11 protein-coding genes are annotated in these 15,814 nt (G+C 36.5%); 10 read left to right on the top strand and 1 reads right to left on the bottom strand.

The window, feature by feature from the left end; genetic code table 11:
* Positions 1-147: 147 nt before the first annotated feature.
* The gene (locus tag ACTWP4_RS02595; RefSeq protein ID WP_443127191.1) at positions 148-2,610 is read left to right on the top strand and encodes a glycoside hydrolase family 38 N-terminal domain-containing protein; all 2,463 of its coding nucleotides are present in this window, start codon (positions 148-150) and stop codon (positions 2,608-2,610) included.
* 210 nt (positions 2,611-2,820) lie between these two features.
* Here the strand turns inward: ACTWP4_RS02595 and ACTWP4_RS02590 are convergent, their stop codons facing one another.
* A complete protein-coding gene (locus ACTWP4_RS02590) occupies positions 2,821-3,702 on the bottom strand; it encodes a DMT family transporter (protein ID WP_443127190.1) in 882 nt (293 codons plus the stop codon).
* Between the two features lie 683 nt (positions 3,703-4,385).
* On the opposite strand from ACTWP4_RS02590, the gene ACTWP4_RS02585 reads away from it, so the two are divergent.
* The 9 genes from ACTWP4_RS02585 to ACTWP4_RS02545 all read left to right on the top strand — a co-directional run bounded on the left by ACTWP4_RS02585 (position 4,386) and on the right by ACTWP4_RS02545 (position 15,664).
* Entirely contained in the window at positions 4,386-6,155 is a 1,770-nt protein-coding gene (locus ACTWP4_RS02585) for a sensor histidine kinase (RefSeq protein WP_443127189.1), read from the top strand.
* 21 nt (positions 6,156-6,176) lie between these two features.
* Complete coding sequence (locus tag ACTWP4_RS02580; protein ID WP_443127188.1) at positions 6,177-7,190, top strand: response regulator transcription factor; 1,014 nt, start codon at positions 6,177-6,179, stop codon at positions 7,188-7,190.
* A gap of 253 nt (positions 7,191-7,443) precedes the next feature.
* Complete coding sequence (locus tag ACTWP4_RS02575) at positions 7,444-8,751, top strand: ABC transporter substrate-binding protein (protein ID WP_443127187.1); 1,308 nt, start codon at positions 7,444-7,446, stop codon at positions 8,749-8,751.
* A gap of 65 nt (positions 8,752-8,816) precedes the next feature.
* Complete coding sequence (locus tag ACTWP4_RS02570) at positions 8,817-9,719, top strand: carbohydrate ABC transporter permease (RefSeq protein WP_443127186.1); 903 nt, start codon at positions 8,817-8,819, stop codon at positions 9,717-9,719.
* A gap of 1 nt (position 9,720) precedes the next feature.
* The gene (locus ACTWP4_RS02565; RefSeq protein ID WP_443127185.1) at positions 9,721-10,608 is read left to right on the top strand and encodes a carbohydrate ABC transporter permease; all 888 of its coding nucleotides are present in this window, start codon (positions 9,721-9,723) and stop codon (positions 10,606-10,608) included.
* Positions 10,609-10,632: 24 nt separating this feature from the next.
* Positions 10,633-11,679: a Gfo/Idh/MocA family protein gene (locus tag ACTWP4_RS02560; RefSeq protein ID WP_443127184.1), complete on the top strand. Its 1,047-nt coding sequence runs from the start codon at positions 10,633-10,635 to the stop codon at positions 11,677-11,679.
* Complete coding sequence (locus tag ACTWP4_RS02555; protein ID WP_443127183.1) at positions 11,672-12,574, top strand: DUF6807 family protein; 903 nt, start codon at positions 11,672-11,674, stop codon at positions 12,572-12,574. The genes ACTWP4_RS02560 and ACTWP4_RS02555 overlap by 8 nt, the downstream gene beginning before the upstream one ends.
* A 63-nt stretch (positions 12,575-12,637) precedes the next feature.
* Positions 12,638-13,489 (top strand): sugar phosphate isomerase/epimerase family protein, encoded by an 852-nt coding sequence (locus ACTWP4_RS02550; RefSeq protein WP_443127182.1) that lies wholly within the window; start codon positions 12,638-12,640, stop codon positions 13,487-13,489.
* 336 nt (positions 13,490-13,825) lie between these two features.
* Entirely contained in the window at positions 13,826-15,664 is a 1,839-nt protein-coding gene (locus ACTWP4_RS02545) for an MGH1-like glycoside hydrolase domain-containing protein (RefSeq protein WP_443127181.1), read from the top strand.
* Positions 15,665-15,814: the final 150 nt, after the last annotated feature.

Raw genomic sequence — 15,814 nt, 5'->3', positions numbered from 1 at the left:
TAAGTTTCACTAACCATCAGTGGGGATCCAAACCCCCACTGATGGAAGTCTCACTTTATCGATTGGAATCTATATATTCCTTTTAATATGTTCACAAGAAAAATACGACGTTAATTTCAAAATCTTTTGGTAGAGAGGAAGAATATCATGCAAATCCCAAAGAAAAAATGGAAAATATTTGTGATACATCACTCGCATACAGACATTGGATATACTGAAAGACAAGAAAAAATTGAACATTTTCATATTGATTATATTAAGCAAGCAATTGAAATTATCAATAAGGCCCGTAATGGTTCGCGTCCAGAATGGAAAGGGTTTAAATGGACCTGTGAGACGTTTTGGGCAGTTGAAAAATTTCTGGAACAAGCTTCACAAGAAACCCAACAACAATTTGTGGATGCATTGCAAAAAGGAGATATAGAACTATCAGGAACTTACTTAAATATGACAGAATTAATCGATTATGACATATTGAAAAAGTTATTTTTAAAAGCAAAAAGTTTAGCTGAAGTGTCTGGTGTCCCAGTGAATTCCGCCATGACCGCTGATATAAATGGTTATAGTTGGGGCTATTCACAAGCAATGTATGATGCTGGGATTCGAAATTTATTATCTTGCGTTCATACGCATCATGGTATGTATGCGATTGGAAGAAAGCAGACTCCTTTTTATTGGGAAACTCCAAGGGGAGATAAATTGCTTGTTTGGAATGGAGAACATTACATGTTAGGAAACGAGCTAGGCATTTCTCCTGGAGCAGTTTTGTCTTACTCCATTCGTGATGAATTTGACACTACACCTCACATGGAAAATCATTGGGAAATGGCTGAAACTCGTATTATGCGCTATCTCTGCCAGCTTGAAAAAGAGGATTATCCATATGATTTTGCACTTGTTAATGTAATGGGATTATTAAGAGATAATGCCGCACCAAACGGAAAGATTATGGATTTTATTCACCGCTGGAATACGGAGTATGGGAATAATGTTGAAATCGAAATGACTACATTATCTCCTTTTTTTGAGCATGTCAAGAGTCAGGAATGTGAGATTCCCGTCTACAAAGGTGACTGGCCAGACTGGTGGTCTGATGGAGTAGCTTCCACTGCTATGAATACCCAAATTTTTAGAGATGCTCAAAGGAACTTGCATCTGGTCAAAAATCTCGATAAGAACAACGACACAGTATCAAAGGAAACGATTGAGGATATCGAATATCAATTAACCATGTATGCGGAACATACATGGGGATATCATTCATCAGTATATGAACCGTGGCACCCGATGGTTCAGTCATTGGAAGTCAGAAAAGCTGCATATGCAGCAAATGCGAGTCGTATGGTATTTACAGCTTTAGATCAGTTGAAGCACGCTAAAGGGGAAGCTTTACTTTCTCCAGACAGACCATTCCGATATAAAGTTCTGAATCCGTTTAATCATGACGTGGAAGATATTGTATATATATATTTAGATGGATGGGAACCATCTTTATTCAAGAATGGGCTTGAGGTGATTGACGAGCAAACTGGTGAAGTAGTTCCACACCAAATGGATGTAGTAAGTGAGGGTAATCAAATTTCAATAGTTGTTAAACTAAAGCAAGAAGAGGAAAAGATATTCTCATTGCGCGAGACAAGTAATAAAGCAGGGCTTACAACTAAAAGTACACGTCTTAAAGGGAACGATGGCGTGTATGATATGGATGATCTCTTGAATGTAGGTGATGGTACACGATCTAAAATAAAGGTATCGGAGACTGGTATAGAATCTCCATTTGTCCGTATTAGATGGCAAGCTGATAAAGGAATTTATTCATGGATTGATAAGAATACAGGAAACGAATTGCTTAGAGATGAGCAGAGTCACGCAGCTTTCACTCCAGTGTATGAGGTAACACCTGCTGGATCAGAGGATCAAATGGCTGAAGTGCGCAGGAAAATGGGTAGAAATCGTAAAGGTATGAATGTTCAAAGATCGATTGGAACCTTACAGGGTGTAAAGGAGATTTCAAATGGTGAACTATACTGCGTTGTTGAGCTTCTTTATAAAATAGAAGGAATGAGTCATTATTCATTATTTTTAAAGGTTTATCATGATTTACCAAGAGTGGATGTTTCGGTCCGGATACATAAGGATAGTGTATGGGATCCTGAAAATGTATATATATCTATGCCTTTTTGCACCGGAAATAGCGCATCTGATGAACTTTGGCTAGAAAAGGCAGGGGCATTAGTACGACCTGCTGAAGACCAGTTACCAGGAACCGGAACAGATTACTATAGTATTCAAGAAGGTTTGGCTTATATATCAGAAGAAAGTGGGTTATTGATCGCTACACCGGACACACCACTAATCCAATTGGGTCCTTTGGAACATGGTCAGAGACTCGTGCATGGACAGCAATCAGGGGATGAAGCTAATCACTTGTATGCATGGCCACTAACAAATTATTGGGAAACCAACTTTAAAGGCACACTAGGTGGTTTCTATGAATTCCGGTATATTGTCCAGTGGGGAGATGAGATTGATTCAGCGAATAAGGTAATTCAGTTATGCCATAGCTTAAATATTGGAACTACGTCCTTTAGGCTAAATACTCTCTCTTAAAAGTGGGTTTTCGTAAAACTACTAATTACAGCAACTGAATGAATTTCATAATGCTGAGTCTTTGTAGTTCAAGCAGTTTAGGATATAAAAATGGAGTACCTTCCATATCTATTATAATGGTTAGTAGTCACACTAAACCAGAAGAATGGAGGGACTCCTTTTTTTCGTAACCGCACTGAAAGGTAGTTCGCCACCTTAGTGGTGGGTAGTTCACTTCACTTGAATCTTTGACCTCGTTTTTCCAGATAAATAAACTCCAACTAAAATGAAGAATAATCCCAAAAATAAATTGGCTGATAAGGTTTCATTTAGAATCCAATAGCCCCATACCATTGCCGTTACTGGGATAAGATAATAAACCGATGTCGCGAACTCTGCACTTTTTTCTTTTACCATGTAGAAAAATAGTAAATTTGAGATGCCTGATCCAAAGATACCGAGACCAATAATGGCAATAATTGGCGTAAAAGATGAAAAAATGCCAGATGGGATAGAGGATGTGATGATCATTCCGATAAACCCAGAAATCGTTCCAATCGTTAATGTGGCTATTGCGACCACAAGCACAGAAACTTGCTTCAAATGTTTTTTTGCATGCTGTGAGGCAACACCATAGCAAATGGTAGCTATAATCATTGTACCGATGCCAATAAAATCATCACCAAATAGTTGAAAAATGTTAAACTCGAGTAAAATCAAAACCCCAACGAATCCGATAAAAATACCTAACCATTGTTTTTTTGATAAAAGGATGGAAAAAAATAAAAATCCAATGAAGCTTGTCATAATTGGTGTCATTGCATTAAGGATTGCTGCTGTACTACTTGAAATTTTTACTTCACTCAATCCAATCAGAGCCCACGGTATGCTTACGTTTAAAATACCTACAATGAGAAGCGATTTCCATGGTAACTTTTTCGTTATCTCTGTCCTTTTTTTTAATAGTAAAATTATGTATAAAGGTAGTACTCCAAAGAAACAACGTAGAAATACAATTCCCCATGGTCCTGTATATGGAAGTAGTAGTTTTATAAATAAAAATGACATTCCCCATATAATACTTAGTGTCAATAAAGCTGCGTAATGTTTCAAAAATAATCCCCCGATATACTAAATGGCATATTTCTAATGTTTCTATATTAACGTATTTTGAAGCACTATAAAAGTTTGCTTTACTGTATTTCGAAGGAGTTTTTAAAAGGTATTTTGCTTTTCTCTAATACTGCAGTCCAATCAACTTTCCATTTCATCGAATATTTTCTACTAAGAAAACACATTTTTTTGAACAACGACTTTCAATTGTTTTAAGGATTTAAGATTTTCCTATTGCTGAAAAACTAGGAAATATATACCTAGAGACGTTCTTCATGCGTTATATTTTCACGCCAACGTCAAGCTTACAAAAGCCGCTTTTCATGATATGATAAAACACGTAGTGAATACTTATTATAAAGGGAGTGAAATGGCGATGACTATAGCAGAGATATTCCATGAAGAGAATAGGAAAGAAGGATACAAGCAGTTAGAAGGGGAGGTATGGCTTAGCCTCCACTGCGTTTCGAATAGTCACAAAATTTGAGCCGATTTATAGGCGCTGTTACCGACCTTTTTAGGAAAGCGCATTCATTAACGAACACTTCATCCCAAAAAATGCTTATAGGAAAAAGACACTGGACTTAAAAAGAGGATGTATGACTTAAACTAGAACATGTTTTGAGTTTTTTGTCCAGATTAGTAGTACTAGAATTGTAATTTTAATGCTAAGGAGTTCTTATATGAAAGCTTTTGCATTTACCAGTATTAGGAGAAAGCTTCTAGCGGTTTACTTACCACTTATTATTTTACCAACCGTAGTAATCATATTTATCATATATCATTTGTTTTCTAATGAAGTAGATAGAACATCTCACTTATACGCAAAGCAAACAGTTGGATCTATAAATAGGCATTTAGATACTTATTTGGATGAATTGGAGCGTATAAGTTTATTTCCGTACTATCATAGTGATGTTATGGATATCTTACAAAGCGAACAAGCGGGTAGTTTAGAAGAAAAATACCGGGAATATGTATTCTTTAATGATATGTTCTCTAGTATTATGTTGTATCCACGTGAGGACTTACTAAATGTTACCCTATATCGTGAAGACGGTAGACGTTATTTTAATACGAGAGTATATACAAATTTAAACATTAATTATGATTGGAAAAGTTCAACTTTGTATCGAAAAACCTTGGAGAAAAGTGGAAAAGTTTTATATTCCATTAATTTAGACGATGACGATAGGTTTAATGTTTTAAGACACAATATTTTCTCTGTTTCACGCCTTATAAAATCTGAAAGCGGAAAGAACCTTGGTGTAATTTTAATTGATGCCAATTTCCAAGGAATAACCGAAGTATTACAAACGGTTGGTCTTGGAGAGGAGTCAAATGTGGTTTTAATGGATGCAAACAACAAAATTGTGTATGCGAAAAATGAACGATATTTAAATGAGTTAGATTTAAGTACTTCGAATGCAGGAAAGATGAACGTTCAAGGAGAAACGCTATATATCGAAACCGAAAGATCAGACAAAACGGGATGGTTTGTAAGCGCTATCATACCATCTCATGAAATTCATAATTCTTTTGTCTCTGTTCGGGAGATTATCCTGTTAGTACTTGTCTTATTCGGAATAATTACTATTATTGTTACTGTCTGGTTTTCGGGAAATCTCAGTCGTCCGATACACGAGTTACAAGGAAAAATGAAAATGGTAGAAAGCGGTGATTATAATGTCTCATTGGACGTGACGAGACAGGATGAGATAGGAAACTTAGGTCAGGCTTTTAACAAAATGAGCTATCAGATAAAAGTATTGATTCATGAGGTATATGAGTACAATATTAAGCAAAAGCAAGCAGAGTTAAATAACTTGAAAATGCAGATTAGACCACATTTTTTGTACAATACCCTGGAGTCAATGCGTTCCCTTGCAGAAATAAACGATAATCGGGATATTGTAGAGATGGCTACTAGCCTAGGTTCGATATTAAGGTACAGTATAAAAAATCATGAAAAGTTAGTTCCGATAGAGAAAGAGATAGATTTTGTTCATCAATATATAAATATACAGCGAATCATGTTTGCTGATGGAATAAAAGTGGAATATGATATCGATTCTAACCTTTTAAAATACTACTCGATACCATTAGTCTTTCAACCTATTATCGAAAATGCCTTCCAACACGGTCTATATGGTAAGAGGGAGGGAGGTCTAATACGAATTGAAGGTAGAAAAGAAGGGAAGGAATTGCATTTTATTATCATTGACAATGGTAAAGGAATTTCTCCAGAACAATTAGAAACTATAAACCAAGAATTACAATTCTCTAATCAAGAACAGGAAAAAGAAGTGAATTCAACAGGCATCGGTTTAAATAATGTTAACCAACGGCTTAAAATAGTTTTTAGTGAAACATATGGACTTTTTTTAGAGAGTACACCTAATGAAGGCACATCGGTTCATATAACTTTTCCTATAGTGAATAGTAAACCATAAATTTAGAGGTAGGTGTATCATATGTCAAAGTTTCTTATTGTCGATGATGAGCCTTTGATTTGTAAAGGAGTTAGTAAATTAATTTGCCGTGTAGCACCAAACTGGGAGTTATGCGCAGAGGCATGGGATGGAAAAGAAGGTATTGAGAAGGTAATTCAATATCAACCTGATTTGATATTTAGTGATATTCGCATGCCAGAAATGGATGGATTGACCATGGCAAATCAATTAATTGATCAAGCTATTTCTGTACCAATCGTTTTTTTAACGGGGTATGATGAATTCGCGTATACCCAAAAGGCAATTAAAAATAAGGCTTTTGATTACTTACTTAAACCGATAAATGAAGCTGATTTAAGACAAGTGTTTGGAAGGTATCAAAGGGAGTATAATGTAGAAACGCACTTAGAGCAAGAAGAGGCTACAGTATTAAGACAGTATGAATTTTTTCTTGAGAATACAATTGAAAGTCAAAATATCAGTAATTTTAACAGCTTAAGCGATTGGTACAATAAATTAGAAAAGTTTATAAGTATCCGTTCATTTATATACATCACGACAAGTGCATTTAATTCACATCTACTAAAATATAATATTATTGGTGTTGACTATAAGCCGATAATAAATGAAACAAATATTATAAATGTCATACAAAAATTACAAGAGTACTGCGTGTTAAATGTAGACAAGTTGAAAGCATACAATAAAAACAGATTAATTGAAAAGGTTGAAAAGTGGGTGGAAAGTAATATTCAAGAAAACATTTCGCTAACGGAAGTAGCAAATGTCGTTCATTTAAATGCAACGTATTTCAGTGAGTATTTTAAAAAATGCAAAGGGGAAACGTTTAGTCAATACCTGGTTCGCTGCAGGATGGAAAAGGCTAAGGAGCTCCTTTCTGATCATTCATTAAGGGTTTATGAGGTTGCGTCGAACGTTGGTTATTCTGATAATAGGCATTTTAGTAAAGTGTTTCAAAGCAAAGTTGGTATGACGCCGACTGAATATAGAAAAAATGTCTTAGGGTTGGGTTGAAGAATTAGGGCCATCATACTGATTTTTTTATTTTAAATAAACTAGTCGATGAATATAAGGACCGGGCGGGTTAGCCCGGTTTTTTTGTGTTATTTAACCGTTTGACTTTTTGGAAACGCTACTTGCTCGAAAAAAATAGTATACATTTTAAAAGTCCCGAAGAAAAACACACTAAATCTTAAAAGCACCTTATTTCTAAATAGATATAAAATTGCTACACTTTAAGAGAATTAAACGAAATGGAGGGATTTAGATGGAAAAGTTAAGAAAGTTTGGTTTTTTATTATTTTTACTATTTTTCGTAAGCGCTTTCGTTGTTGGCTGTGGTGAAGAGGAAAACAGCTCGTCATCAGGAGATGAATCCTATGAGATAAGAGTTGCTACTTGGCAAACGGAGGAAACTGCAATGGAGTTGTTTAAAAAAGCGAAAGAAGCATATGAGGATAAACATCCAAATGCAACAGTTAAAATTGAAACTGCTCCATATGAAGACTATATGACTAAACTGCAAACAGAACTTGCTGCAGGAGACCCCGCTGATATTATTCAGGTTGGGGAACAGAATTTTCAAAGATATGTAGAAAGCGAAACCATAGTTGATTTGCAACCTTATGCTGAAGGGAGTTTTGATTTTGAAAATGAAATAGTACCAAATGTAAAAGAATTAATGAAAGTAGATGGGCAATTTCCAGTTATGTCAGTAGGTGCTGCAACTATAGGTGTTTATTATAATAAGAAATTATTTGACGAAGCTAATTTACCCTATCCAGAGGAAGGATGGACATGGGAAGAATTTGTGGATCTTGCGGAAAAGCTAACTATTCGCGATGGTGATCGGTATGTACAATATGGTGCTAATTTAAATCTAGGAAAAGACTATTTAGAGACATTTATAGTTAGTAATGGTGGTAGCTACTTATCCGAAGATGGCACAACTGCAAAAGGTTATTTAAATAGTAGTGAAACAATAGAGGCATTTACTAAAATTTCAGATTTATATAATGTTTCTCAAGTTGCTCCAAACCCAGCAGAATTAGAAGCACTAAAAGGTATTGACTTATTTGCTACTGGACAAGTAGCTATGAATGTAGAAGGTAGTTGGGCGCAAGCAGACCTTCAAAATGATCCAGAAATGGAATTCGGAGTTGTTTCACTACCCACCATGTCAACAGGAGAAAGAACATCCTTGATGTATACTTCCGGTATGGGCATATCTAGTACGTCTGATATGAAGGAGGAAGCATGGGATTTCTTATATGAATTAACATCTCCTGAAACAGAAGCAGGTGCAATGTGGGCTGAATCAAATTTAGCAGTAACAAAAAAATTACTAGATTCTACTGAACAAGCAGAAGATCCATACCTTGGACTTTTTGTAGATCAGTTAGATTATGCGATTGAAAGTTCCTTTTATAAAAATAGTTATTGGGGTTCTGTAGGAGATAAACTGCTTGATCCTGCGATACAAGAAATTCTTCTTGACCCAAATATCGATATAGAAAAAAGATTAACAGAATTATCAGAGCAAATAGATAGAGAACTAAAACAAGCAAGTGAATAAATTTTAAGGAGAGGGAAGCTTTTCCTTCCCTTTCCACCTTTATTACAGAGGGAGGATAGATACTGATGATCAAATCATTTCAACTGAATAGTAGAAAAAAAGAGACGTTAAATTTTTATTTACTTATCTCCCCGTGGTTAATAGGACTAGCTGCATTTATGCTTGGACCGATTATTGCCTCTCTAGTTCTTAGCTTTTTTCAGTGGGATATGATTTCGCCTGCTAAGTTTATTGGTTTAAGAAACTTTAAAGAGATGTTCACTGTCGATCCACTATTTTGGCAATCGTTGAAGGTAACAGTAATATATGTGGTTGTGCGAGTTCCTTTAGCACTGATTTTGGCTTTCATCCTAGCTATCATGATGAACCAGAAAATACCAGGGATAGGTGTCTTTAGAACAATATATTATTTACCAAGTGTAATTAGTGGTGTAGCTGTGTCCATGATGTGGATATGGGTGTTTAATCCAAACTTTGGTTTAGTGAATGGAGCTTTAGATTCTATTGGGCTTTCTGGACCAGGTTGGTTTTCAGATACTGCATGGGCGCTTCCTACAATGATTTTAATATCAATGTATCAGGTTGGCTCCACAGCAATTATTTTTTTAGCGGGGCTTAAAAGTATTAATGAGACGTTATATGAAGCAGCAGAACTTGATGGGGCATCCAAGTTACAACAACTATTTCATATTACAATTCCCCAACTGACTCCTACCATTCTATTTAATGTGATTATGCTAGTAATTACTTCGTTTCAGATTTTTACAGAGGCGTTAATTATTACTGGTGGGGGGCCTGCTAATTCGACCTTGTTTATTAATTTATACTTGTATGAAAATGCTTTTTCCTATGGACGATTAGGTTATGCAAGTGCTTTAGCTTGGATATTATCCTTACTTACGTTTATATGTGCAGTAACAATATTCAAATCCTCAAATAAATGGGTCTTTTATGAAGGAGGAAAATAGTATGTCATCAATGACACCAGTAAAAAAGGAAGGAGTAAGCCTAGAGACAACACGAAGATTAAAACGTAGACGTGTGACAAAAACACAAATTGTGTCCTTTAGCTTGCTATGCCTATTTTCAGTTATATTAATTTTTCCATTACTTTGGATGTTGTCTACATCTCTAAAAGCCTCTCACGAGGTAATGAGTCTTAATTTACAATTTATCCCTGAAAAGATTCAATGGAGAAATTATATAGATATTTTTGAACAATATCCTGTCATAAGATATATATGGAATTCGTTAGTAATTACAGTGATGTGTATTTTAGGGAAGATGATTTCAGGTACGTTAGTTGCCTATGGTTTTGCTAAATTTAATGCACCAGGTAAAAATGTCCTATTTACGTTGCTTCTAGCTACAATGATGGTGCCGTGGGCGGTAACAATGGTTCCACTATTTATTATTTTTAAAGAAATTGGTTGGTACAATACGTTACTTCCACTTTGGGTTCCTTCTTTCTTTGGTGATGCTTTTTCTATATTTTTACTTCGTCAATTTATTATGGGGATTCCTAGAGAACTAGAGGAAGCAGCAAAAATGGATGGAGCGAACGTATTGAGAATTATCTGGAGTGTGATTGTACCAAACATAAAACCAGCATTAGCAGTTGTTGCAATCTTCTCTTTCTTCTATACATGGAACGACTTTCTAGGACCGTTGATTTTCTTGACTGATCCTGAGTTGGCCACACTTCAACTAGGAATTCAGTCTTTGCGTACCCAATTTAACGTAGAATGGCATTATATGATGGCACTTTCTATTGTGTCTATTATTCCTTGTTTAATTGTCTTTTTCATAGGTCAACGCAAGATTGTCAATGGAATTGCAATGACAGGTATTAAATAATTTAGTTTAGGAGGAGTCGTTGTTATGAAAATCGGTATTATTGGTTTGGGATGGCCAGGACAACAACATGTAAAAGCAATCAGTGCACATAAAGAAGAGGCTTCATTGTCCGCAGTATGTGATGTGGACACAAAGAAGTTGGAAGAATTTAAAGGACAGTGTGATACTTTTTCAGATATTGATGAATTTTTTGCAAAAGCAGACACGGATGCAGTTATTTTAGCAGTGCCCCATCAATTACATGAAACGTTGACTGTTCGTGCACTCCATTTAGGAAAGCATGTACTTATTGAAAAACCAATGGCACGTACAAGCGTCGAATGCAAAAAGATGATTGATGCGTCTGAACTTAATCATCGAATGCTTATGGTTGCCCAGAATTGGCGTTATACACCATGGTGTATAGCTGCAAAATCTATTATAGAAAGTGGAGAACTTGGTGATATTCAAGCAGTGCGTACGGAATGGTTACTGAACTTCCGTGATGCATTCCCGAAAGGAAGTTGGATATATAACGGGGAATTAGCTGGAGGCGGAGCCATCACAAGCTTAGCAATCCATAACGTAGATGCACTTCGGTATATTATCGGTGAAGTAGATGAAGTCTACACCAATCAATTATACACGGATGACTGGTCCACGAATGGAGCAGAAAACTGGGCAATGTGTCAAATGAAATTTAAAAATGGGGCACTAGGACACCTATTTACAGCTTATACACCTTTTCACCCAGTAGATAATGGAAAGTTTCATGTATATGGGAAGGAAGGAACGATGTTTTATGGTGAATACCGTGGTGAACCAGGATTATGGATTCGTTCTGCAAAACGCTCTCTAGATTCGAACGCTGATTATGAACGTGTAGATGAGATCCGTTTGGCACCTGGATTGGATAGTCATCCACAAACCAATCAATTGAAGCATTTCATTGACAGCATAACTAACAATACTCGCCCTGAGTCAGATGGTCGAGAAATTATCAAAACAATTGAACTTGTGGAAATGATGTACGCTTCCGGAAGTAAAAGTATCCCACTAAGACTGAGTACTGGAGGGGAGATTAATGCTTGAACATAATCCGTCGAAGAAACTAAAAGCTAATGAGGGATTTGAAACAAATTTCAGTGAACAAAAAGCACGTTGGGAAGTTAGTTTAAATGGTTCCAAACTATTGGAATATGTATATGGAGAAGTAGATGATATTAATCCATCCTTTCGCTTAGTAAAAACTACAGATGAACATACTATCTCATTATATCGCCCATGGGACCATCCATGGCATCCAGGATTGTTTTTTTCTTGGAAGTATATCAATGGATATAATTTCTGGGAAGCCAAATATCATGGAGAGCAAAATAGGGTAGTTACCGACTCGTTTATTCCAATGGAAGAGGGCAGCATAGGATTCCGACAAGCATTATCTTATATTAACCATGAAGGTGAGAACTTATTACAAGAAAAAAGAGTTGTAACGGTTGAGGAAGAGTTGGATGGTTACTTAATTCATTGGCAAGCATCTTATACACCAACGAACAATGCGGTGACGCTTAGCAGTTCTGAAAACACGGAAAAGACGCCTTGGGGTGGGTATGGAGGATTATCGTGTCGGTTATCCCGCAATTTACTAAGACCAGCAATTACCACGGACCTTGGTAGTTACACTGCAGAAGAAGCCTTTTCAATACCTTTTAAGTGGTGTGATTATTCTGGTAAGTTAGACGGTTACATTGAAGAAGAATGGGCTGGTATCTGTATATTTGATCATCCATTGAATATGCGGTATCCATCTCCTAAACTTACCTATGATTATAAAGATATGCAATTTATGACAGCGGCTATTCTCTTTAATAAACCATACCTGTTAAACATGAGTGAAACATTACATTTAAACTACTCATTTTATATTCATGACAATAAAGCAGAAAAAGAAAATTTAAATCGGATTTGGAATAAGTTGCGCAGTTAGAAGAAAGATTTTAAAGCTACACATTAAGGTAGTAAAAATTTATATAGGAGGTACGATAACGTTATGACTATTACTGTTGGTTGTTTTGCACTAATTGATCCTTTTACTGTTTTGGAGCACCAATTAAAGCGCATTCATGATTTGGGTTTTCGTTACGCAGATGTAACGGATAACCGTGACGGAGGGCAACTTGGTGTTGAGTTCGGTTTTGCAGCTACCGCGAGCCTTGATGGTAATCCGTTCGATTTGAAAAGAATGTTCGAGGAACAAGATCTAACCGTTACTAGCTATTGCGCCCATGCAAATTTATTGGACCCTTCAGCACCATGGCGTTACAGTAATGCGCAAATTATCAAAGCAATTCGTGCTGCGTCAGCGATGGGTGTAGATTACGTTGTGACTACAGAGGGAGAGCCCAAGACCGATTTTGGTCGTAACTTAACAGAGGATCAGAAGGTATTTACTGTCATTGAGAAACTATATGAACCTTTGCGTATCGCTAAAGATTATGGTGTGACACTTTTGTTAGAGAATCATGGAGAGTTGACAGATTCCATTTCTGGTATGGAGAAAATTATTCATGGACTTAGCAATCCTGATAATTTAGGAATTAATATTGATACGGGGAATTGCTGGTTAGGTGGAACAGACCCGGCAGAAATGACCAAAACGTTTGCCAGCAAGATCAAGCATGTCCATTGGAAGGACATTCCAGAGGAGATGGCGTCACAGCGCGGAACCATATTTGGCTGTGGCATGAGTTCAATTGCTCTTGGTACGGGAGTAGTTGATATTGCAGGTGTTTATAACCAACTTGTGAATGATGGGTATAACGGGCATACAACATTGGAAGTCGGTGGTGATGACGCCGTACTTCAAAGTTACGAATATCTAAAATCACTTGGAGCTGAATAAGAATTAATAAGTGGCTAAGGCGGGGGTTTATACCTGCCTTAATTTGTTAGTAAGGTAAGAAAGCATATAAAAATATATACCCTAAATTGATCACAGTGAAAAAGGAAATTACATTGATTTAATTATTCTTAAAAATGAAGTGTATTTATCACGGTGCTAATCTTTCGTAAAAACCCCCACTGTTGGAAGTCTCACTTTATAGATCTATTGAACCAGGCGGTATATGAAGTGGAAGGGTAGAAACTGGTACTTAAAATTGAGAAAGTAATAGATTATCAGAAGCCCAAATTGTTAAAAAATGGCTGAAGTAAAATATGAGTCCTACGGAGTGATGAAATGTCAAAAAACTATGAAACGTTAAAAAAGAGTTTAGCTCAAGGCTGGAACACGTGGAATACGAGAAGTGTGCTATCTCATGTCTTACTACCTGAGGGTTTTGCCATAAATATAGGAATAAAGGAATATTCAGATGGTAATTACCTAAAAGAATCCTTAATTGGTAGGTTAGAAAAAGGGGCAGAGCAGGTAATTCCTGGTGCACACGCCTATGATGGTAGTTATACGTGTGTCCATGTAGAATGGAAAGGGATTGAAATAAAGGTAGAGACAGCCCAGCTGGATGATGATCTAGTATTATTAGTAACACCCCAAACACGTATGGAAAAAAAATCTACATTAATCATAGAATCGGGCATTTTATGGAATAGAGATGGAGCTGTCTCTCGGACGGAAGAAGGCTTTATATGGTCATCAAGTAAAAAAGAGGTAAACGGATATGGGATTGGTCAGCAAGTGGAAGAGATTAATGTCCAAACACAGGCACCGTATATTGCATTAACATTGGATTCTATAGTAGGTTTTTCGACGGGAACAGAGAGAAGTATCGCAGACATTCAACAGATTGTAAAAGAGCAAAAACTAAAGCATGAGGAAAGAAAGGCATTTTATGGTGACTTAAAAGAAGTGTATGACTCACTTCAAACATGCATGGCTTGGGATACAATATATGATCCATCCCATGACCGTGTCGTCACACCTGTTAGTCGGATTTGGAATTGCACACATGGTGGTTATGCCTTATTTTGTTGGGATAATTACTTTGCAGCATACATGGCATCACTAGATAATAAAGCGTTAGCCTATGCGAACGCAATAGAGATTACCAAAGAAAGAACAGAGGCTGGTTTTGTTCCGAACTGTTCCTGGGGGAATGGCTTTAAAAGTCACGATCGTTCCCAGCCGCCTGTAGGCTCACTTATCGTACGTGAGCTATATCGGAAATTTAGTGACAAGTGGTTACTGGAAGAGGTTGTTGATGATCTTTTGGCATGGAACAACTGGTTTTATGAGAATCGGATGAATGGAGACTTACTTGCTTGGGGTTCAACCCCCTATGAGCCTGAATTTGATAATTATTGGGAAACAGCAGGCGTCAACGACACGTTTGGTGGAGCATTGGAATCTGGATTGGATAACTCTCCGATGTACGATGACGTCCCGTTTAATAAAAAAAACCATATGATGGAGCTTCACGATGTTGGACTAAATAGTATTTATATTATGGATTGTCTTATGTTAGCAGATATTTGTGAGATTGTTGGACAAAAACAGGACAAAGAGATGTTAATGGGCAGGGCAGCAATTATTAAAGAGAATATGAAGGACCTTTGGAGTGAGCAAGACGGATTTTACTATAATAAGTTAATAGATAGTGGGGAATTTAGTAAACGTATTTCTCCAACAAACTTTTATCCGCTTCTCGGAAATGTTGCTACACAGGAGCAAGCACAGCGGATGATGAATGAACATTTTTATAATGAACAAGAGTTTTATGGCGAATGGATATTACCATCGATCTCCCGGAATGACAAGGCTTATCCGGAACAAGAATACTGGCGTGGACGAATTTGGGCACCAATGAATTTCCTTGTGTACTTAGGATTAAGAAATTATGATCTTCCTGATGCGAGAGAAGATTTAGTAAATAAATCCAGGGATTTGTTAATGAAAGAATGGACAGAACATGGACATATTCATGAGAATTACAACGCAGATACTGGTGAAGGATGTGACAAACAAACCAGTGACAGGTATTATCATTGGGGGGCTCTACTAGGATTTATCTCCTTAATTGAAGAAGGCTATATAAAAGGATGGGAAGGACAGAGGGATTGATTTCTTGTCTTGTGAATGGATGTGGGATAGATTCTCTCTCCCACAGATTTTTATTTGGCATAAATTATAACCTGATTACAGTTCATGTTTTTATAATTTTAAATTGTAAAAAAATTCAGAATACTATAAAATGTCAGTACATACAGCTGT

It is taken from the genome of Gracilibacillus sp. D59, assembly GCF_052246695.1.
Taxonomy (GTDB): Bacteria; Bacillota; Bacilli; order Bacillales; family Amphibacillaceae; genus Gracilibacillus.
Note: the sequence above shows the minus strand (reverse complement) of the source record. Positions and strands in the feature narration are given on the sequence as shown.

Bases quoted from the DNA above. Each gene is read 5' to 3' on its own strand.
- ACTWP4_RS02595 (WP_443127191.1), top strand. From the start codon at position 148: ATGCAAATCCCAAAGAAAAAATGGAAAATATTTGTGATACATCACTCG.
- ACTWP4_RS02585 (WP_443127189.1), top strand. From the start codon at position 4,386: ATGAAAGCTTTTGCATTTACCAGTATTAGGAGAAAGCTTCTAGCGGTT.
- ACTWP4_RS02580 (WP_443127188.1), top strand. From the start codon at position 6,177: ATGTCAAAGTTTCTTATTGTCGATGATGAGCCTTTGATTTGTAAAGGA.
- ACTWP4_RS02575 (WP_443127187.1), top strand. From the start codon at position 7,444: ATGGAAAAGTTAAGAAAGTTTGGTTTTTTATTATTTTTACTATTTTTC.
- ACTWP4_RS02570 (WP_443127186.1), top strand. From the start codon at position 8,817: ATGATCAAATCATTTCAACTGAATAGTAGAAAAAAAGAGACGTTAAAT.
- ACTWP4_RS02565 (WP_443127185.1), top strand. From the start codon at position 9,721: ATGTCATCAATGACACCAGTAAAAAAGGAAGGAGTAAGCCTAGAGACA.
- ACTWP4_RS02560 (WP_443127184.1), top strand. From the start codon at position 10,633: ATGAAAATCGGTATTATTGGTTTGGGATGGCCAGGACAACAACATGTA.
- ACTWP4_RS02555 (WP_443127183.1), top strand. From the start codon at position 11,672: ATGCTTGAACATAATCCGTCGAAGAAACTAAAAGCTAATGAGGGATTT.
- ACTWP4_RS02550 (WP_443127182.1), top strand. From the start codon at position 12,638: ATGACTATTACTGTTGGTTGTTTTGCACTAATTGATCCTTTTACTGTT.
- ACTWP4_RS02545 (WP_443127181.1), top strand. From the start codon at position 13,826: ATGTCAAAAAACTATGAAACGTTAAAAAAGAGTTTAGCTCAAGGCTGG.